At 66.2% G+C, this 18,979-nt stretch carries 16 protein-coding genes; 13 read left to right on the forward strand and 3 right to left on the reverse strand.

What is annotated here, in order from left to right; translation table 11 throughout:
* From VH499_RS10590 to VH499_RS10635, 10 genes are all read left to right on the forward strand, one after another.
* A partial coding sequence (locus VH499_RS10590) for a MarR family winged helix-turn-helix transcriptional regulator (RefSeq protein WP_332052692.1) occupies positions 1-450 on the forward strand: 450 nt, incomplete at its 5' end.
* Between the two features lie 58 nt (positions 451-508).
* The gene (locus VH499_RS10595; protein WP_332052693.1) at positions 509-1,339 is read left to right on the forward strand and encodes a xanthine dehydrogenase family protein subunit M; all 831 of its coding nucleotides are present in this window, start codon (positions 509-511) and stop codon (positions 1,337-1,339) included.
* Positions 1,336-4,044 carry a molybdopterin-dependent oxidoreductase gene (locus tag VH499_RS10600; protein WP_332052694.1) on the forward strand — a complete coding sequence of 903 codons (2,709 nt, stop codon included), beginning with the start codon at positions 1,336-1,338 and terminating at the stop codon, positions 4,042-4,044. Before VH499_RS10595 ends, VH499_RS10600 begins: the two co-directional genes overlap by 4 nt.
* The gene (locus tag VH499_RS10605; protein WP_332052695.1) at positions 4,041-5,495 is read left to right on the forward strand and encodes a 6-hydroxynicotinate reductase; all 1,455 of its coding nucleotides are present in this window, start codon (positions 4,041-4,043) and stop codon (positions 5,493-5,495) included. The genes VH499_RS10600 and VH499_RS10605 overlap by 4 nt, the downstream gene beginning before the upstream one ends.
* Positions 5,492-6,337, forward strand: coding sequence for a UPF0280 family protein (locus tag VH499_RS10610; RefSeq protein WP_332052696.1), 846 nt, complete (start codon positions 5,492-5,494; stop codon positions 6,335-6,337). The genes VH499_RS10605 and VH499_RS10610 overlap by 4 nt, the downstream gene beginning before the upstream one ends.
* 126 nt (positions 6,338-6,463) lie before the next feature.
* Entirely contained in the window at positions 6,464-7,669 is a 1,206-nt protein-coding gene (locus VH499_RS10615; RefSeq protein ID WP_332052697.1) for an ABC transporter substrate-binding protein, read from the forward strand.
* Positions 7,670-7,745: 76 nt separating this feature from the next.
* Positions 7,746-9,623, forward strand: coding sequence for an ABC transporter permease (locus tag VH499_RS10620; RefSeq protein WP_332052698.1), 1,878 nt, complete (start codon positions 7,746-7,748; stop codon positions 9,621-9,623).
* Positions 9,620-10,369 (forward strand): ABC transporter ATP-binding protein, encoded by a 750-nt coding sequence (locus VH499_RS10625; RefSeq protein ID WP_332052699.1) that lies wholly within the window; start codon positions 9,620-9,622, stop codon positions 10,367-10,369. Before VH499_RS10620 ends, VH499_RS10625 begins: the two co-directional genes overlap by 4 nt.
* Positions 10,366-11,070 carry an ABC transporter ATP-binding protein gene (locus VH499_RS10630; protein ID WP_332052700.1) on the forward strand — a complete coding sequence of 235 codons (705 nt, stop codon included), beginning with the start codon at positions 10,366-10,368 and terminating at the stop codon, positions 11,068-11,070. The genes VH499_RS10625 and VH499_RS10630 overlap by 4 nt, the downstream gene beginning before the upstream one ends.
* 5 nt (positions 11,071-11,075) lie before the next feature.
* The gene (locus VH499_RS10635; RefSeq protein ID WP_332052701.1) at positions 11,076-13,121 is read left to right on the forward strand and encodes a hydantoinase/oxoprolinase family protein; all 2,046 of its coding nucleotides are present in this window, start codon (positions 11,076-11,078) and stop codon (positions 13,119-13,121) included.
* Between the two features lie 11 nt (positions 13,122-13,132).
* Here VH499_RS10635 and VH499_RS10640 read toward each other — a convergent pair whose 3' ends face one another.
* Both VH499_RS10640 and VH499_RS10645 read right to left on the reverse strand, forming a co-directional pair.
* Positions 13,133-13,909, reverse strand: coding sequence for an aspartate dehydrogenase (locus tag VH499_RS10640; protein ID WP_332052702.1), 777 nt, complete (start codon positions 13,907-13,909; stop codon positions 13,133-13,135).
* On the reverse strand, positions 13,906-15,132 hold the full coding sequence (locus VH499_RS10645) for an amidase (RefSeq protein ID WP_332052703.1): 1,227 nt from the start codon (positions 15,130-15,132) through the stop codon (positions 13,906-13,908). The genes VH499_RS10640 and VH499_RS10645 overlap by 4 nt, the downstream gene beginning before the upstream one ends.
* Positions 15,133-15,243: 111 nt before the next feature.
* Here VH499_RS10645 and VH499_RS10650 point away from each other — a divergent pair, with 111 nt between their 5' ends.
* The 3 genes from VH499_RS10650 to VH499_RS10660 all read left to right on the forward strand — a co-directional run bounded on the left by VH499_RS10650 (position 15,244) and on the right by VH499_RS10660 (position 18,025).
* Positions 15,244-15,852, forward strand: coding sequence for a 2-hydroxychromene-2-carboxylate isomerase (locus tag VH499_RS10650; protein WP_332052704.1), 609 nt, complete (start codon positions 15,244-15,246; stop codon positions 15,850-15,852).
* Positions 15,849-16,388, forward strand: a complete 540-nt coding sequence (locus VH499_RS10655) for a VOC family protein (RefSeq protein ID WP_332052705.1) — start codon at positions 15,849-15,851, stop codon at positions 16,386-16,388. The genes VH499_RS10650 and VH499_RS10655 overlap by 4 nt, the downstream gene beginning before the upstream one ends.
* A gap of 311 nt (positions 16,389-16,699) precedes the next feature.
* Positions 16,700-18,025 carry a hypothetical protein gene (locus VH499_RS10660; protein ID WP_332052706.1) on the forward strand — a complete coding sequence of 442 codons (1,326 nt, stop codon included), beginning with the start codon at positions 16,700-16,702 and terminating at the stop codon, positions 18,023-18,025.
* A 73-nt stretch (positions 18,026-18,098) separates the two neighbouring features.
* On the opposite strand, the gene VH499_RS10665 is transcribed toward VH499_RS10660, so the two are convergent.
* The gene (locus tag VH499_RS10665) at positions 18,099-18,929 is read right to left on the reverse strand and encodes a universal stress protein (protein ID WP_332052707.1); all 831 of its coding nucleotides are present in this window, start codon (positions 18,927-18,929) and stop codon (positions 18,099-18,101) included.
* Between the last annotated feature and the right edge of the window lie 50 nt (positions 18,930-18,979).

Raw genomic sequence — 18,979 nt, forward strand, 5'->3', positions numbered from 1 at the left:
CAGCAAGAGCCGAAGCCGGCAACGAGCCCGGCATCCAGACCCTACCGCATCGAAGATCAAATCGGATATCTGCTGAGGCGCGCGCACCAGCGGGCCAGCGCCATCTTCCAGGTGACCATCGGCGATCCCAACATCACGCCGACTCAGTACTCCAGCATGGTGAAGCTGAACGAGTACACCGAGCTGTCGCAGAATCTGCTCGGCCGACTGGTCGGCATGGACAAGGCGACGATGCAGGGTGTCGTTCGTCGGTTGAAAGAGAGAGGGCTTGTCGACTCACGCCCCGATCCCGGAGATGCGCGGCGCACGCTGCTCAGCCTCACCACCGAAGGTCAGCGCATCGTTAACAAGTTGCTGCTGAACGGCCCGGCGGTGTCGCGCGAGACGTTGAAGCCGCTGAACGTGACCGAGCAGCGCCAGCTCCTCGAGCTTCTTTCCAGGATCGTTTGAAGACACCGAACCGTTTGACTCCCACGAGCTCCGTGGTCATCGTACGTACACGAACGATATGGGTGACTACCGCCAACCTGCCTGCCTCGAGGAGGCGTTAGAGGCTCTGGCCCGGCCCTGTACGGTGCTGGCCGGCGGCACCGACTTTTACCCGGCGCGGGTCGGGCGGTTGGTCGACGAGGACATCCTGGATATCAGTCGAATCAAGACGTTACGCGGCATTTCCAGCGATGGCGCCGGATGGCGACTGGGCGCCACGACGACCTGGAGCGAACTCCTCGAAGCCGATCTTCCACCGCTGTTCGACGCCCTCAGACAAGCCGCCCGCGAAGTCGGCGGACGCCAGATCCAGAATGCCGGCACGCTCGCGGGCAACCTTTGCAACGCATCGCCCGCGGCGGATGGCGTGCCGCCTTTGCTTGCGCTCGATGCGGAGGTGGAGTTGGCAAATCGCAGCAAGGTGCGCCGGCTTCCGCTTTCCCAATTCATCGTCGGCAATCGCCGCACGCAGTTGGAGTCCGACGAGCTTCTGATCGCGATCCACGTTCCCAAGCATGCAACCAGAGCGTGCAGTTCCTTCTTGAAGTTGGGCGCACGACGCTATCTCGTGATCTCCATCGTCATGGCCGCAATCACACTCGAGATCGCAGAGGATCGTGTGCGGACGGTGCGTGTCGCTGTCGGCTCGTGCTCGGCCGTAGCGCAACGTTTGCCGATGCTCGAGGCCGCGCTCGCCGGTGTGCCACTCGATGCGCGTCTCGCCGACAGGGTTGAAAGTGATCATCTTGCTCCGCTGGCGCCGATCGACGATGTGCGAGGCAGCGCCGCCTATCGTCTCGACGCCACCGTTACATTGTTGCGGCGACTTCTGGCCGGGGTCGCGTCGTGAGGCTTGCTTTCACCCTGAACGGTCGAAAGGTCGATTGGTGTGGCTTGCCGGCAACACGGCTTGCGGTGGCCTTGCGCGACGACCTTGGGCGGACCGGCACCAAGATCGGCTGCGACGCCGGCGACTGCGGTGCCTGCACGGTGCGGCTCGACGGTCGGCAGGTATGCTCCTGTCTTATCGCGATGGGCCAGATGGACGGCCGTACTGTCGAGACGGTCGAAGGTCTGATCGCCGAGGGCGGGACGCTCGCTGCGCTGCAAGAGTCGTTTCTGGCGCAGGGCGCTGCGCAGTGCGGCATCTGCACGCCCGGCATGTTGATGGCGGCGCACGATCTGCTGGGCCGTCGACCGCGACCCAACCGGGCCGAGGTCGAGGAGGCCTTGGGCGGGGTACTTTGCCGCTGCACCGGCTACGGCAAGATCGTCGAGGCGGTGCTGGCGGTGGAAGCCTCGACTCCGATCGCGGCTCCGCCGGCTGGCGCGGCGGTAGGAACACGGATCCCCCGCGTCGACGGCGTGCCCAAGGTCACCGGCCGGGATCTGTTCGGGGCGGATGCCATTCCCGCCGACGCCCTGTGGATCAGGGTGGTTCGCTCACCCCATGCCCGCGCCTGCTTCAAGCTTGGAGATCTTGGCACCCTGCGATCCCGTCTTGTCGCAGTCCTGACGTCTGTGGACATCCCGTTCAACGGCTACGGCATCTATCCTGACATAAAGGATCAGCCCGTTCTGGCCGATGGCAGGGTTCGGTATCGAGGCGAGGCTGTGGTGGCCTTGGTCGGAGACCGTACGGAGGTCCTCGCCCTGCGGGACGAGGACGTCCCCGTCACCTGGATGCCGGAACCGCCGCTGGTCGGAATCGAGGCCGCGACCGCCCCCGATGCGCCCCTGGTTCAGGCGGACAAACCCAGAAACCTGCTGCTCGAAGGCGGTGTGAGGCGGGGTGACGCAGCTTCAGCTTTTTCGTGCTGTGCGGCTGTGGCGGAAGGCATGTTCGAGACCTCGTTCGTCGAGCATGCCTATATCGAACCGGAGGCCGGCTGGGCGCGGCGGGTCGGTGATCGGATTGAAATCCATGCCACTACCCAGACGCCCTATATGGATCGCGACGAAATCGCGAGCATCATGCGGCTGCCGGCCGAGGCCGTGCGGATCGTGCCGACCGCCTGTGGCGGCGGCTTTGGCGGCAAGCTCGATCTCTCGGTCCAGCCCTTGATCGCCATCGCCGCCTGGAAGCTCGGGCGGCCGGTGGCGCTGGTTTACACCCGGCCGGAGAGCATGGCGGCCACGACCAAACGCCATCCGGCGCGCGTGAAGGCCAAATTCGGGTGCGACACCACCGGCAAGCTCGTCGCCTGCGATGTGACGGCGACCTTCGATACCGGTGCCTATGCATCCTGGGGGCCAACCGTGGCCAATCGCGTGCCCGTCCATGCCATGGGTCCCTATGCGGTGCCCAATGTGCGCACGTGGGGCGAGGCGTTTTTCACCAACGGTCCGCCGGCGGGAGCCTTTCGCGGTTTCGGCGTGCCACAGGCGGCGATCGCCCACGAGGCGATGATGGACGAGCTGGCGGACCAGCTCGGCATCGATCGGCTGGAATTCCGGCATCGAAACGCCCTGCGCGCGGGCGATACCACTGCGACCGGGCAAAAACTCGAACACTCGGCGGGTCTGGTGCAGTGCCTGGAGGCGCTGCGCCCGCGTTGGCGGAGCGCGCTTGAGGAGGTCACGGCTTTCAATGCTGCGGGCGGGCCGAGGCGTCGCGGCGTCGGTATCGGCTGCATGTGGTACGGCATCGGCAACACCTCGATGTCGAATCCCTCGCGCATGAGGATAGGGCTGGCGGCCGATGGCACGCTGACGCTCTTCAACGGCGCGCTCGATATCGGCCAGGGCAGCAACACCGTCATGACCCAGATCGCGGCCGATGCGCTGGGCCTGCCCGCAGCCCAGTTCGCACTGATATCCGGGGACACCGATCTCACCGCCGACGCCGGCAAGACCTCGGCCTCGCGCCAGACCTTCGTTTCGGGCCGAGCGGTTGAAGCGGCGGCGCGGGATCTTCGACAGCAGATCCTGCGACTGGCCAATGCCGGCGGCGACGCCCGACTTTCGCTCGACGGCACGACCCTGACGGTACGCGACGGGGCGGAAGTCCATGCCCTCGATCTTGCGAAGATCGGTCCCCTGATGGGTGAGGGATCGTTTGATCCCCCGACCACGCTGCTCGATGCCGATGGTCAGGGGGTCCCCTACGCCACCTATGCCTTCGCCGCACAGATGGCGATGGTCGAAGTCGATATCGATCTGGGGACCGTGAAGGTCCTGCGCATCGTGGCAGCGCACGATGTCGGCAAGGCGATCAATCCGACGCTGGTCGAAGGCCAGATCGAAGGCGGCATCGCGCAGGGATTGGGGCTCGCGCTGATGGAAGAGTATGTGCCCGGCCGCACCGAGAACCTGCACGACTATCTCATCCCGACCGTGGGCGACATGCCGGAGATCGAGTGTCTCCTGATCGAGGATCGCGAGCCGCTGGGGCCGTCGGGCGCCAAGGGGGTGGGCGAGCCTGGCCTGGTGCCGACCGCGCCGGCGATACTGGGCGCCGTGCACCATGCGACCGGTGTACGGGCGCACCGCGTGCCCTTGTTGCCGCACCGCTTGCGCGAGGCGATCGTCGCAGCGAAGGGAAGCAGGGCATGAGCGACGAGCTTGCGCTCACCGAGGCTGAGCAAACTGCCGGCATCATCCGGTGCGATGCCTGCCCGGTGCTGTGCCGCATCCGGCCCGGTCGCGCGGGCGCCTGCGACCGCTATGCCAACGAGGGTGGCAAGCTGGTGCGGCTCGACCCGCTGGTGCTGCTGGCCAAGCCCGATCTTGCCCGGGTCGCGTTCGTCGAGGGCAGCAGTAGCTGGCCCGGCGAGCTCGGGCCCAACGTCCTTGGAAGGGGCGAGGGCGCCTTCGTGACGGGCATTGGCGCCACCACGACCTATCCTGACTACAAGCCGGCGCCGTTCATCGTCTCGTCCAGGCACGAGGGCGTTGACATGGTCACGGTCGTGACCGAGGGCATCTTCAGCTATTGCGGCGTGAAGGTGAAAATCGACACCGACCGCTATATCGGTCCGGAACAGGCCCCGGTGCGGGTCAAGGGCGAAGCGGTGGGCCACGTGACGACGGCCGAATACGGCTCGCAGATGCTGTCGCTGGGCGGCGTGCATCACCTGACCGGAGGCAGCAAGAAGGAGGGCGTCGTCACCTGCGATGCGCTGCTGGCGCTCTGCAATCGCGAGGCCGTTGAGCTGGCGATCGATGGTGGCTCGACCGTCGTAGTCCAGTCGGGCCAGCCGCCGGTCGTGAACGGCCAGCGCGAGCAGCGCATGCGGGTAGGCTGCGGCTCGGCCGCCATCGGCATGTTCGCGCCGCAATGGAAGGACCATGTCGACGAGGTGATCGTGGTCGACGATCACATCACCGGCGTGCTGACCGAGCATCAGGGAGGCCGCTTCCTCGACATGAAGCCTGCCGGCATTCGCGTGCGCGGCCGCAAATCCACTCCGGGCCGTTATTTCCAGGTGGCCGAGCCAGGCCTGGGCTGGGGCGGCACCCACATCAGCAATCCGTTGGAGATCATCGAGAAGATCGATCCCAGGCAGGCATGGGCCGGCCTGCGGCTGCTGATGGTCTCGACGACCGGCGAGCATTCCGCCTGGTTCGAGCTCGACCGGGAACTGAAGCCGCAGCCCCGTGAGATGCCGCTGGCGGTGCGGCTGGTCGTCGAGCGCATCGCCGAGAACTGCGAGCCCGCACTTTGCACGGTGCTCTTCATGGCCGGCGCCGGCGGCTCGCTGCGCGCCGGCGTCACGGAGAATCCGGTGCGACTGACGCGTTCGGTGCGTCAAACGCTCACCAAGGTGACGCTGGGCGGCGTTCCGGCCTACGTCTGGCCGGGCGGTGGCATCACACTGATGGTCGACGTCGCCGGCATGCCCGAGAAGTCCTTCGGCTACGTTCCCACGCCGGCGCTGGTGGCGCCGATCGAGTTCACCCTGCGAGCCGACGACTATGCCGCATTGGGCGGCTACGCCTCGCGCGCCGTGACGCTCGAGGACGTGCTGCGCGGCCAGCGCGTGCGCATCGGAGACAGCAGTTGAACGGCGCCGTCGCCGCGCGTCTGCCCGACGGGCGGCTGCATTTGCAGCACGGGCCGATCGACCTGATCATCGAGGCTTTCGGCGCGCCGGACCAGGTGGAGCCCGCCTATCGTCAGGCCATCGAACGTTTCAGCGATGTTCTCCCTACCTTGGTCGGCGAGCTCGCCCTGCTGCGGCGCCCCGTGGGCGACGCCTGTCCGCTGCCACGGGGGCCGGTCGCGCGGCGCATGGTCGAGGCGGTGTGGCCGTATCGCGAAGTCTTCATCACGCCGATGGCTGCCGTCGCTGGGGCGGTAGCCGACGAGGTCATACAGGCTTTGTGCGCCGGGCGGTCGCTCGACAAGGCCTATGTCAACAACGGCGGCGATATCGCCATCCACCTGAGTTCGCCGCACAGCCTTCGGGCGGGCATCTTCGCCCGCGCCCTCGACGGCGCCGTCGAGCTTACGCACGACCAGCCGGTGCGGGGGATCGCCACCTCGGGCTGGAGGGGCCGTTCCTTCTCCCTCGGCATCGCCGACAGCGCCACGATCCTTGCATCGACAGCGGCTGCTGCCGACGCGGCCGCGACGGTGATCGCCAACGCGATCAACGTCGATCACCCGGCGGTCGCCCGACGGCCGGCGCGCGAGCTCGACCCCGATAGCGACTTGCTCGACTTGCCGGTGACGGTCGCGGTCGGGAGACTGCCCCCGCCGTTGCTCGACCAGGCCCTGGCGCGAGGCGTCGCCGAGGCGCGGCGACTCAGGTTTTGTGGCTTGATCGACAGCGCAGCCCTGTCCTTGCAGGGACGTTGGCGCATCGAAGCTCCCTGTCGGGGCGGCAAAAAGGCCGTGCAATGAGCAGCGACGTGGTGAAGCTTGGGAAGTACCATCGCGGAGACGCACGACCATGGCGGGCCGCTTGTCGTCTGCGGGTCCACCTCGCTAGGCTCGCGTCGCGAAGCTTTGCGTGAGGAAGGGGATTTCATGCTGACTCGTAACCGTCTGCTGGCTGGCGCCTCAGCGCTCGCCGCCTTGTCGTTCATTGCGCCCGCCTTTGCGCTGGAGCCGATCAAGCTGGGGGAGATCAACAGCTACAAGGTCTTTGCTGCGTTCCTCGATCCCTACAAAAGAGGCATGGAGCTGGCGGTCGACGAGGTCAATGCTGCAGGCGGCGTGCTCGGTCGCAAGATCGAGGTCGTGAGCCGTGACGACAACGGCAATCCGGCCGACGCCGTGCGCGCCGCCGAGGAGCTTCTGAGCCGCGAGAAGGTCGCCTTTCTGATCGGCACTTTTCCCTCCAATGTCGGGCTGGCGGTCGCTGACTTCGCCAAGCAGAAGAAGACGCTGTTCATCGCCGGCGAGCCGCTCACCGACAAGATCGTGTGGGATCAGGGCAATGCCTACACGTTCCGGCTGCGCCCTTCGACCTATATGCAGACCGCAATGCTCATTCCCGACGCGGTCAAGGTCCAGAAGAAGCGATGGGCGATCGTCTATCCGAACTACGAGTACGGCCAGTCAGCCACCGCCGCCTTCAAGAAGCTCCTGAAGGAGAAGCAGCCCGATGTCGAATTCGTCGCCGAGCAGGCGACGCCCCTCGGCAAGATCGATGCGGGGGCAGTTGTGCAGGCATTGGCGGATGCCAAGCCTGACGCGATCTTCTCCTCGCTGTTCGGCGCCGACCTCGCCAAGTTCGTGCGTGCCGGCAGCGAGCGCAGCCTGTTCAAGAACGTGGCCGTGTTCGACCTGCTGGGCGGAGAGCCGGAATACCTCGATCCGCTGAAGGATGAGGCGCCGGTCGGCTGGTACGTGACGGGTTATCCCTGGCAGGATCTCAAGACGCCTGAGCACACGAAGTTCTTCAACGCCTACAAGGCGAAGTTCAACGATTATCCGCGACTCGGCTCGGTCGTCGGTTATTCGGTCGTGATGTCGGCGGTGGCGGCGATCAGGAAAGCCGGCGCGCTCGACCAGGACAAGCTGGTGGCCGCCATGACCGGGCTTCAGGTCGGCACGCCATTTGGTTCGGTGACGTTCCGTGCGATCGATCATCAATCGACCATGGGTGCCTTCGTCGGGCGCATCGGCGTCCGCGACGGCAGGGGCTACATGACCGACTGGCACTTCGTCGACGGCAAGGACGTCCTGCCCGGTGACGCCGAGGTCGCCAAGATGAGGCCGGCAAACTAGTGTCTTCCGGACCGCGCGCATCCTTCGCGCTCATCATCCCGGGCGCGCAGGATGCGGGCGGTACTCATAACGCGACGTGACTTTCCCCTCGCTCCTCATCCAGTTCCTGAACGGGCTGACCGACGCCTCGTCGCTGTTCCTGGTGTCGGCCGGCCTGTCCCTGATCTTCGGCGTCACGCGCATCGTCAATTTCGCGCATGGTTCGCTCTACATGTTGGGCCTTTACGCGGCTTACAGCCTGATCCAGGCGCTGGGCCACACGCCGCTCGGCTTCTGGGCTGGCGTCATCCTGGCGACGCTGGCGGTCGGCGTGATCGGCGTGGTCATCGAAGTGCTGGTGCTGCGCCGCATCTACCATGCACCCGAGCTTTTCCAGTTGCTTGCGACCTTTGCCATCGTGCTCATCGTCAAGGACGCGGCCCTCTATGCCTGGGGATCGGAAGACCTCGTTGGCCCGCGGGCGCCCGGGCTCACCATGGCCGTGGATATCCTGGGCAAGCGCATTCCAGCTTACGACCTGCTGTTGATCGCAGTCGGTCCCCTCATGCTGGGCCTTTTGTGGCTGCTGCTGGCACGGACGCGCTGGGGCGCGCTTGTGCGCGCCGCGACCCAGGATCGCGAGATGGTGGGCGCGCTGGGTGTCGATCAGGCCAAGCTCTTCACTTCCGTCTTCTTCGTCGGCGCGGCGCTGGCCGGGTTCGGTGGCGCGCTGCAGATCCCGCGCGAGCCCGCCAATCTCGATCTCGATCTCTCGGTAATCGCCGACGCTTTCGTCGTCACCGTGGTCGGCGGCCTCGGTAGCCTGCCGGGCGCTCTGCTCGCGGCTGTCCTGATCGGCGTGGCCAAGGCACTCTGCATCGGTATCGGCACGGTTTCGCTCTTCGCGTTGGACGTCGATTTTTCTCGGCTCGTGCTGGTCGTCGAGTTCGTCATTATGGGCGTCGTTTTGGTGCTTCGGCCCTACGGCCTGCTTGGCAAACCGCCGGTGGTCGTGCGTGCTGCCGCCACGGTGCCGCCTCCGCTCGGGCCTCCGCGCTGGCCGACGGCGCTGGCGTGGATCGCGCTTCTTCTGGCCATGCCGTTGCTGAGCGACGACTACGTCGCCGCACTGCTCATCGACATTGCCTGCTTTGCGCTGTTCGCCGTCAGTCTTCATTTCATCATGGGTCCGGCCGGCATGATCTCGTTCGGTCATGCCGCCTATTTCGGGCTCGGAGCCTATGCCGGCGCCGTGCTGTTGAAGCGCGCCGGCCTCCCGATGGAAGTGGCCTTCGTTTCGGCCCCGTTCGTCGCCGCGGGGTTTGCCATTCTTTACGGCTGGTTCTGCGTGCGCTTGAGCGGAGTCTATCTTGCGATGCTGACGCTTGCGTTTGCTCAAATCACCTGGTCGATCGTGTTCCAGTGGGATTCGCTCACCGCAGGCAGCAACGGCATGGTCGGCATCTGGCCGGCCGTCTGGCTCTCGGGCAAGACCGCGTACTACTACCTGACGATGGCTTTCTGCGGGCTCGGCGTCGCCTTCCTGTGGCGCGTCTTGTTCTCGCCCTTCGGCTATACACTGCGCGCGGCCCGCGATTCGCCTCTGCGCGCCGAGGCAATCGGCATCGATGTGCGTGGCTTCCAGTGGGCCGCGTTCGTGCTGGCAGGCGGGATGGCTGGACTGGCTGGTGTCGCGCTCGCCTTCTCCAAGGGCAGCATCTCGCCGTCGGCCGCCTCGATCTCGCAATCGACGGACGGGCTGGTGATGGTGCTGTTGGGCGGCGTCGAGACGCTGACCGGTCCGGTCGTGGGCGCCGGCCTCTTCACGTGGCTGCGCGATCTGCTGGCGCGCGAGACGGACTACTGGCGCGCGGTCTTCGGTCTCGTCATCCTGCTGATCGTCGTGCTGTTCCCGCAAGGGTTGGTGGGCGGCCTGAAGGCTCTCCTCGGTCGCTGGCAGGAACGCAGCGCATGAACGAGGCCGTGCTTCAGGCCGAGGGACTGCACAAGGCGTTCGGCGGCGTGCAGGCGGTGGAGGACGTGTCGTTTGCCGTGTCCGCCGGCGAACTCCTGGCACTGATCGGTCCCAATGGTGCGGGCAAGAGCACCTGTTTCAACATGCTGAACGGCCAGCTCGCGCCCGACAGCGGCCTTGTGCGTCTCGGTGGTCGTGACGTCGTGGGCCTGAGCCCGCGCGCGATCTGGCGGCTGGGTGTCGGCCGCACCTTCCAGATCACGGCCACGTTTGCCTCGCTCAGCGTTCGCGAGAATGTGCAGATGGCACTCTATTCGCATGCCGGCAAGCTCAGAGCCTTGCTGGCCCGGTTCGGCACGGTGCTCAAGGCAGAAGCCGACGCGCTTCTGGGGCAGGTCGGGATGCTCGACCAGGCCGACCGGCCGTGCGGGGTGCTCGCCTATGGCGATTTGAAGCGCGTCGAACTTGCCATGGCGCTCGCCAATGGCCCGAGACTCCTGCTGATGGACGAGCCGACCGCCGGCATGGCCCCCAGGGAACGCGTGGCCTTGATGGAGCTCGCGGCAAAGCTGGCGCGCGCGCAGAAGATTGCCGTGTTGTTCACGGAGCACGACATGGACGTGGTGTTTGGTCAAGCCGACCGCATCATCGTGCTCGATCGCGGCCGCCTGATCGCCGGCGGCCGGCCGGAAGAGGTGCGCCGCAACGCGGACGTGCGTGCCGTCTACCTCGGGGGCATGCATTGATGCTCTCCGCGAGGAACCTGCATGCCTACTACGGACGCGCGCACATCCTGCACGGCGTGTCGCTCGACGCCGGGGCGGGCGAAGTCGTGGCACTGCTCGGTCGCAACGGCGCGGGCAAGTCGACGGCGATGAAGACGATCATGGGGCTGGTGCCGCCGGCGAAGGGCGAGGTGAGCTTTGCCGGCAAGCGTATCGACCGCTTGCCATCCTACCGCATCGCCCGGCTGGGGCTGGGCTACGTGCCGGAGGAGCGCCGCATCTTCACTGGGCTTACGGTGATGGAGAATCTCTCGGTTGGCCGTCAGCCGGCGCGCAACGGCGCACCGATCTGGTCCGAGGACAAGCTTTTCGCGCTGTTCCCGAACCTCGGTCGCATGCGCGCTCGGTCGGGCGGGAGCATGTCAGGCGGCGAGCAGCAGATGCTTACCATCGCCCGTACGCTGATGGGCAATCCCAGATGCGTGATGCTCGATGAACCGTCAGAAGGCCTGGCGCCCATCATCGTCGAGCAGATGGCGCAATCGATCCTCGCCCTGAAGAGCGAGGGATTGTCGGTGCTGCTTTCCGAGCAGAATCTCCACTTTTGCCAAGCCGTCGCCGACCGCGCCTACATCATCGAGAAAGGACAAATCCGATTCGGCGGGACGATGGCCGAACTGGCGGCAGACGCGGCCCTTCGCGAACAGTATCTTTCGGTTTGATCACCATGTCCTTATCCAGGAGTTCCTTCACCGTCGGCATCGATGTCGGTGGCACGTTCACCGATCTTCTTGCCGTCGATTCTACTTCGGGTGCGGTACGGCTTGCCAAGGTATCGACCACCGACAATCAGGCGATCGGCTTCATGGCGGCCCTGCAGTCGGCCGGAACCGATCCGGCCAGCCTGCAGGCGGTCGTGCATGGCACGACCACCACCACCAACGCCCTGCTCGAGCGCAAGATCGCCCGGGTCGGGCTCATCACGACCAGGGGCTTCCGCGACGTGCTGGAACTCGGCCGTCGCACCCGGCCACAGTCTTATGGACTCAAGGGCACGTTCCATCCTGTGATCGAGCGCGAGCTGCGTCTCGAAGTGCCCGAGCGCATGGACGCCGACGGAAAGGTGCTGGTGTCGCTCGACGAGGCGGCAGTGGCCGAAGCGGTGAAGAAGCTCCTGGCCGCAGACTGCGAAGCCGTGGTGATCCACTTCCTGCACAGCTACATCAATCCCGCGCATGAACGGCGTGCCGCGGAGATCGTACGCGGCCTGTGGCCCAATGCCTATGTCACCGCCGGCCATGCGATCCTGTCGGAGTACCGTGAGTTCGAGCGTGGCGTGACGGCGGCGGTGAACGCCGCGGTGCAGCCGATTCTCGATCGCTACCTTTCGCGCCTGCGCACCGAACTCGCAGCCAAGGGTTTCGACCACGACATTCTGGTCATGCAGGGCAATGGCGGCACGATCTCCTCGCAGCTCATCGCCAGGGCGGCCGTGAACACGGTCATGTCGGGTCCGGCTTCGGGTGTGATGGCGGCCGCCTATACCGGTCGCGTCTCGGGCCAGCCCAACCTCATCACCTACGATATGGGCGGCACCTCGACGGATGTCGGGTTGATCGAGGATGCCGTGCCTCAGGTGTCCGGCGAACTCGAGCTCGAATATGCGATGCCCATCCATGTGCCCATGGTCGACGTGCATACGATCGGCGCGGGTGGCGGCTCGATCGCCTCGGTGGACGCCGCCGGCATGTTGCGGGTCGGGCCGGAAAGCGCCGGTGCCCGGCCGGGGCCGATCTGCTACGGCCGCGGCGGCGACGAGCCAACCATCACCGATGCCAACCTGATCCTGGGCCGGCTCAATCCGGATCATCTGCTAGGCGTCGACCAGCCGGTGACGCTCGACCACGTGCGGCGGGTGACCGAACAGAAGGTGGGTCAGCGGCTCGGCCTCGACGCCGAGGCGGCAGCCGCCGCGATCCTCCGCATTGCCAACGATCGCATGGCCGGCGCCATTCGCCTCGTCTCGCTGTCGCGCGGCCACGATCCACGCGATTTCGCGCTCTTTGCCTTCGGCGGGGCGGGGCCCTTGCACGCGAGCGCACTTGCCCGCGAGCTCGCCATCCCCACAGTGCTGGTGCCGGCACGGCCCGGCATCACCAACGCGCTGGGTTGCGTCGTGGCCGACCTGCGCCACGACTTCGTGCGCACGGTGAACAAGCCCCTGTCGGCGATCGATAGTGCCACCATCGCCGGCATCTATGCCGAGCAGCGGCAGGAGGGCGAGGCGACCATCGGGCGCGAGGGCGTGCCGGTCAGCGAGGTGCGCGCGATTCATAGCGCCGACATGCAGTTTCAGGGGCAGAGCCACATCCTCTCGGTCGCCGTCGACCGGTCCGATCTCGGCGTCGAGGGACTGCACAAGGCTTTCGCCGCCGCCTACTGGCGCCGCTTCGGCATCGAGCTCAGCGAGATCCCGCCGGTGCTGGTTAACCTTCACACCGCGGTGATCGGTGTGCGGCCGCACATCGACCTTGGCCTGCTGGCTGCGTCGGAGCGCGCGCCAACTTTGAAGGCGGCGCAAGTCGGTGAGCGGCGCGCTTGGTTCAATGACGGCTGGCGGCAGACGCCGATCTATGCCCGCGACAAGCTGCCGCTCGACGCTTCATTCGAGGGGCCGGCGATCCTCGAACAGCTCGATTGCACCACCGTCGTCGAACCCGGGGACAAGTTGCGGCAGGACGAGCTGGGCAACCTCCTGATCACAGTGCGCTGACCGAGACCACATCATGCCGCTACGACGAGCGGCGAGGCGAGCTGGCGGATGGACTTCACCATTGCCATCGCGACCAGTTTGCCGGTCTTGCGGTTCTCCTCGCTGACGGCGACCTCCTCCCGAAAGGTGAAGCGGCCGAACGAGCCATGGGCCTCGAGCTCGACGATGTGCGTATCGATCGTGGGATCGGCCACGATCACCAGCCGAGTCCTGTCGAGGCCGAGCCCCGCGATCGCGGCGGCTGCCGAAATGTTCACGTTCTGCGGATAGAGCCGCGCGCCCTCGCGGACCGGGCCGTCGAACACGATATGTGGCTTCTCGAACGCGTCGAGGTCGATCAGCTTTTCGGCGATAGTCCCCTTCAAGGCCGAAGGATCCTTGCGCACCGTGACGCTGACACTCTCCAGGCCGCCCACGGCGGCGCTGCTCAGGATGTCGAGCGCGCCGATGCCGGCCGACGGCAAGATCAGTCGGCAGGCGTTCGCTTTGGCAGTGGCCAGGAGGCGATCGAGCAGGGTGCTGTCGGTGAAGGCGCCGACCGAGGTAACCAGCAGGTCGGCGCCGCTTTCCAGCACGCGTTGCCCATGCGCCCGCACAGCTTCGTGGCCCGCGCACTCGGCCACGGCGTCGAAGCGGTTGGCGAAAAACCGGTCGGGCTCATGCGTGAGCCGGCCGTCGTTGCGCGGCTGTTTCACCAGCACGGACACCAGTTCGACATCGTCGAGGCGAGCAGCCTCGACATGCTTGCCGATGGCGCCGTAGCCGATCAGGCCGAGCCTCACCGTCACGACAAGTGCTGCTCCACCCACCGTGCGCCGGCGATGAGCCGATCGTCGCCGCGCAGCGGCCCGACGAGCTGCAGCGACAGCGGCAGGCCAAACGCGCCGGTATTGAAAGGCAGCGCGATGCACGGCGTGCCCAGCAGCGTCCAGATGCGATTGAACATCGGGTCGCCGGTGCTGCCGAGACCCGCCGGCGCCTCGCCTTTGGCGGCCGGCGTCAGCAGGAAGTCGAAGCGCTCCCAGGTTTCGGCGAGGTCTTTGAGGGCACGCCGCTTGCGCTTCTTTGCATCGGCAAGCTGCGCGCGCGTGACCGAATCGCCGACCTCAAGGGATTGCGTCAGGCTGGGTGACAGGAGATGCGGAAAGCGCGCCCGCTCGACGCCGTATGATTGGGTCGCTTCCTTCGTCATGATCCGGTTCTGCGCCGTCATCAGCGCCTGCCAGCTCTCCGGCATCTCCCATTCGCGAACCCGAGCGCCCGCGGCGCGCAGGGAACGCGCGGCCGTCTCGATGTTTTTCCTGTTGTCTCGGTCGGCCTGCTCCCACCACAGCGTGCGGCAAAGACCGATGCGCGGCGCCCGTCTCGGCGGGTCGGCGGGAGCATGGCCGTAGGCCGCGCGGATGAGCGCGAGGTCGTTGGCCTCGCGCACGAAGAAGCCCAGCGTATCGAGGCTCTTGGCGTAAGGCTTGACGCCCGAGAGGTCGGCCCAGCCGTATGTGCCTTTATAGGCGACGACACCGTTGAATGCGCCGGGCCGGATCACCGATCCGGCGGTCTGCGTGCCGTATCCTACCGGCGCCATGAAATCGGCGACGGCCGCGGCCGAGCCCGACGATGAGCCGGCCGGCGTGTGCCGCAGATTGTGCGGGTTGTGGGTCTTGCCGGCATGGGCGCCGGCAAACTCGGTGGTCACCGACTTGCCGAGCACGATGGCGCCCGCTTTCACGAGCTGGGTCACGCAGGCGGCATCCTGGCCCACGACGTGATCGCGATAGATCGGCGAGCCGCAGGTGGTGGGCAACGTCCTGGTGGCGATGATGTCCTTCACCGCGAGCGGCAGACCATGCAGCGGCCCGATCGGCCGGCTGCGCCTGTCGAGCTGGTCGGCCCGCTTGCGGGCCCCCTCGGGATCGAGGGCCTCCCAGGCATGGACCTCGCCCTCGCGTGCCTCGATGCGATCGAGGCAGGCCTCGACCAGATCGCGGGCCTTGAGCCGCTTGTCGGCCATGCGTTTGACGGCTGTGCTGGCTGTGAATCTGTTGGGCGCGGCCGCCATCCATCTTCCCCCTTGTGCTCGATTGACGGCATGATGGCCGACGAATTGGCGAAAAGGTAGCCCATGGCGGACGATGCGATCCACTTCTGGTTCTCGACCGGCAGTACCTACACTTATCTGTCCGTCTCGCGGATCGAGCATGTCGCGTCGACCGAAGGGGTGCGCTTCGACTGGCGGCCCTTCAGCGTGCGGGCGATCATGCGCGAGCAGAACAACATTCCCTTTGCTGGCAAGCCGGTGAAAAGCGCGTACATGTGGCGCGACCTCGAACGACGCGCTGCAATGTACCACCTCCCGATCAAGGTGCCGGCTCCATATCCGTTGAAAGAATTCGATCTCGCCAATCGGCTTGTCGTGCTGGGCCTCGCGGAGGGCTGGGGAAAGGCCTATGCCATGGCGAGCTATCGCCGCTGGCTGGCCGACGGCCAGGAACCGGGCTGCGAGCCCAATCTGTCGGCGAGCCTGCGCGAGCTCGGGCAGGATCCGGCACGGTGTGTCGAACGGGCCAACGGCGACGACGTGGTCGAGTTGTACGAGGCGGCGACAGACGAGGCGCGCGAGCTCGGCATTTTCGGATCTCCGACGTTCGCTGTCGGCCGAGAGCTGTTCTGGGGTGACGATCGGCTGGACGACGCTCTGTCCTGGTTCCGTCACGGGAGGCTCGTATCATGATCCCGCCATTCGCCGTCCGCAAAATCGGACATGCCGTCGTCTTCGTTTCCGACCTCGAGCGCTCGCGACGCTTCTACACCGACGTGCTCGGCTTCAAGGTGTCCGACATCTATCCGGGGTCGATGATGCCGGGCGGCATGGTATTCCTGCGCTGCAACGGCGACCATCATTGTATGGCGCTCGTGGGCGGCAAGGATGGCGCCAAGGACAGGAGCCTGCATCACCTTGCCTTCGAGCTCGCCACACTCGAGGAAGTGTTCAGGGCTCGCGATCATCTGAAGGCGCACGGCACGAAGATCGTCTATGAAGGCCGGCGCCGCGCCGGCTGCCAGATCGCCGTCGAGTTCCTCGATCCGGATGGCCATCATCTCGAACTCTACTGGGGCGTCGACCAGATCGGCTCCGATGGCAAATCGCGCCCTTCCAGGGAATGGCAGCAGACGTCGACCCTGGAAGAGGCCGTACGCCATCCGCCGCCGGGTCAGGATACGACCCTCCATGATGCGGCGCTGCGGTCGCAGGTTGAGCAATCGTGAACGAAGCAGGTACGCCAACTATGAGATGGTGCAAGGGCGCATATCTCGCTATTGCCGGAGGCCGCGTCCTCGACGGGAGTCGACGCCGCCTTATTTTCGACAACGGTCCCGGTAATGCCGACTCAATGAGAATTCGCGATCGCATTCCCCTCCCAAACCACGTCGGACGACAGGTCTCGAGCCGATTTCTGGCACTTGCCGCGGCGCTGGCGCTTGTTTGCATCGGCTCAGGGGCATTTGCGCAACCGTCGGCGCCTGCCTCCTCGACCACGCCGTCTTCATCTTCACAGACGTCGGCGCTGCCGCCGGGCATGACGAATCCGGCGGAGTACAAGAACTACCTGGCCGCCCTGAACACCCAGGATCCCGCCAAGCGGGCGCAGGCGCTGGAAATCTTTCTGGCCTGGTATCCGTACAGCGTGCTGCGCGTAGAGGCCTTCGAACAGACGATGGCCGCGTGGCAGGCGGCCAACAATCCCGCGAAGGCGGACACCATTGCGGTCCGCCTGCTGCAGCTCGATCCCGACAACGTGCGTGCGCTTGCCAATCGCGCTTACTCGGGCCGCACCCAGGCGATGGCCGGGGACGACAAGGCGCTGGCGCCGGCAGTGGAGGCGGCGCGCCACGGCATGGCGGCGCTGCCGAAGTGGCGGAAGCCGGCAGCGATGACCGAGCCGGACTTCACGCGACTGAAGATGCAGATCGTTGCGGTCTTCGACGGCACGCTGGGCTTCGCCGCGCTGCAGGAAAAGGACTACGACAAGGCGCGCAGCCACTTCCTCGAGGCGGTCAACGTCGATGCTGCGAACCTTCCCGATACCTATCAGCTTGCCGTCGCGCTGCTGGAGGGCAAACCGACCGAGGCGCTCGGCTTCTGGTATGCAGCACGTGCGATCGCGATCGCCCGCTCGACGAAGAACGAGGCGGCGGCGGGCGAGATCGAGAAGTATGCGCGCGCCCGCTACAGCCACTATCATGGCAGCGACAAGGGCTGGGACAAGCTGGTGGTACGGGTCGCGAGCGAGCAGAAGCCGCCCGACGACTTCGCCGACTCGATCTCGCGTGCGATGTCGCCGGCCGAGACCGCCGTTTACATGGCGGCAAAAACCGATGTCGGCTCTCTTTCGTTCGACGACTGGGAGTTCATCCTATCCCATCGCGGCGACTCGCCGGACAACCAGGCGGCAGCCGACAAGGTCTGGAAAGCCATTACCGAGAAGCAGCAGGACGGCGCCCGCCTCAAGCTGCCGGTCAAGGTGATCAAGGCGGCGTCCGAGCGCATCGAGGCGGCCTTGTCGGAAGAGAACCAGGCTCGCAATGCCGTCGATCTCGAGATCGCGCTCGAGCACCCGTTGCGTCCATTGCCGGCGGTCGGCTCGACGATCTCCATCATTGGCGCGCTCAGCGACTATCGCCCCAAACCCTTCCTGTTCTTCCTGACCAGGGCGGAGCTCGCCGAAGAGTCGATGCCGGTCGCCGGCGGCGCCTGTGCCGATCCACGGCCGCAAATGTGTACTCGCGACTATCGTCCGGCATGCGGCGTGCGCCGCGACGGCAGTCGCAAGACCTATGGGAACGCGTGCACCGCCTGCGCCGATTCGGAAGTGGTGACCCAGGCAGCCGGCGCCTGTCCCTGAACGCAGCGCGACATGACCCGCCCCGCTGACGCACAGCATCTCGCCTGCGGCCGCCAGCGAGGCGCGGCGCCACCTAGCGGGCCATCAGGAGCGGCACCCGGCAGGAAGAGATCACCTTGCCGGTGGCGCCGCCCAGTCCCAGGAACGTCAACATCTGGCCGCGCCCATACGCGCCCATCACCAGAAGGTCGGCTCCTTTTTCGTGCGTGTAGTTGAGGAGATTGCGGCCACGCGCCCGCGCTGACACGGCGCCGGGATCGATGGCGTCGATCGCCGCGTCGATGCCCCGCCGCCCAAGGTTGCGCGCAAGGTAGGACGCACCAACGTCGTCCGGCTTGCTGCCGACGACCAGCAGCGTGACCTTGACCGCCTTATGGAGGAAGGGTTGGGCGTACTGCAGGGCGCGGGCGGCCTGGAAGCTTGCATTCCAGGCCACGACGACGGAACCGAAGGCGCCGTTGCCGGGCTCGGGTGGCGCGACCATGATGGGGCGCGCACACTCGTAGAGGGCGGCCTCGACCGTCGCTGGCGCCACATTCTCGGGATCCGTGCCGGGACGGCCGATGACGACGACGTCCGAGCAGCGGCCCATCGCGACCATGGCGTCGAGCGTGGCCGTCTCGGCCGCCGTGAAGGTCGCGCCCTTGATGGAGGCGACGACTTCCTGATAGGCCCGCTCGCTCTCCTTCTTGCGTTCGGCCATCCGCTCGTCATCGAGATTCATGACCAGCGGCATCGCCTCGCCGCTCATCGCCAGGCCGCCCGCCACACCCCCGGCCAGACCCACCGCCAAGTGCAGCGCATCGACGGCACCGTCGAATATGCTTGCCACCCGACTTGCCAAACGAAAGGACATGGTAGCGTCGGGGCCGCCTTCGGACACCGCCAGAATCGATTTGATCAACGGATTCTCCCCTGCCGCCAGAAGAGGCGGCTCCGGGATTAAGACGGCAT

The sequence above is a fragment of the Reyranella sp. genome (assembly GCF_036558665.1).
Taxonomy (GTDB): domain Bacteria; phylum Pseudomonadota; class Alphaproteobacteria; order Reyranellales; family Reyranellaceae; genus Reyranella.

Bases quoted from the DNA above. Each gene is read 5' to 3' on its own strand.
- VH499_RS10605 (WP_332052695.1), top strand. From the start codon at position 4,041: ATGAGCGACGAGCTTGCGCTCACCGAGGCTGAGCAAACTGCCGGCATC.
- VH499_RS10650 (WP_332052704.1), top strand. From the start codon at position 15,244: ATGGCGGACGATGCGATCCACTTCTGGTTCTCGACCGGCAGTACCTAC.
- VH499_RS10655 (WP_332052705.1), top strand. From the start codon at position 15,849: ATGATCCCGCCATTCGCCGTCCGCAAAATCGGACATGCCGTCGTCTTC.
- VH499_RS10615 (WP_332052697.1), top strand. From the start codon at position 6,464: ATGCTGACTCGTAACCGTCTGCTGGCTGGCGCCTCAGCGCTCGCCGCC.
- VH499_RS10595 (WP_332052693.1), top strand. From the start codon at position 509: ATGGGTGACTACCGCCAACCTGCCTGCCTCGAGGAGGCGTTAGAGGCT.
- VH499_RS10625 (WP_332052699.1), top strand. From the start codon at position 9,620: ATGAACGAGGCCGTGCTTCAGGCCGAGGGACTGCACAAGGCGTTCGGC.
- VH499_RS10645 (WP_332052703.1), bottom strand. From the start codon at position 15,132: ATGGCCGACAAGCGGCTCAAGGCCCGCGATCTGGTCGAGGCCTGCCTC.
- VH499_RS10635 (WP_332052701.1), top strand. From the start codon at position 11,076: ATGTCCTTATCCAGGAGTTCCTTCACCGTCGGCATCGATGTCGGTGGC.
- VH499_RS10660 (WP_332052706.1), top strand. From the start codon at position 16,700: ATGACGAATCCGGCGGAGTACAAGAACTACCTGGCCGCCCTGAACACC.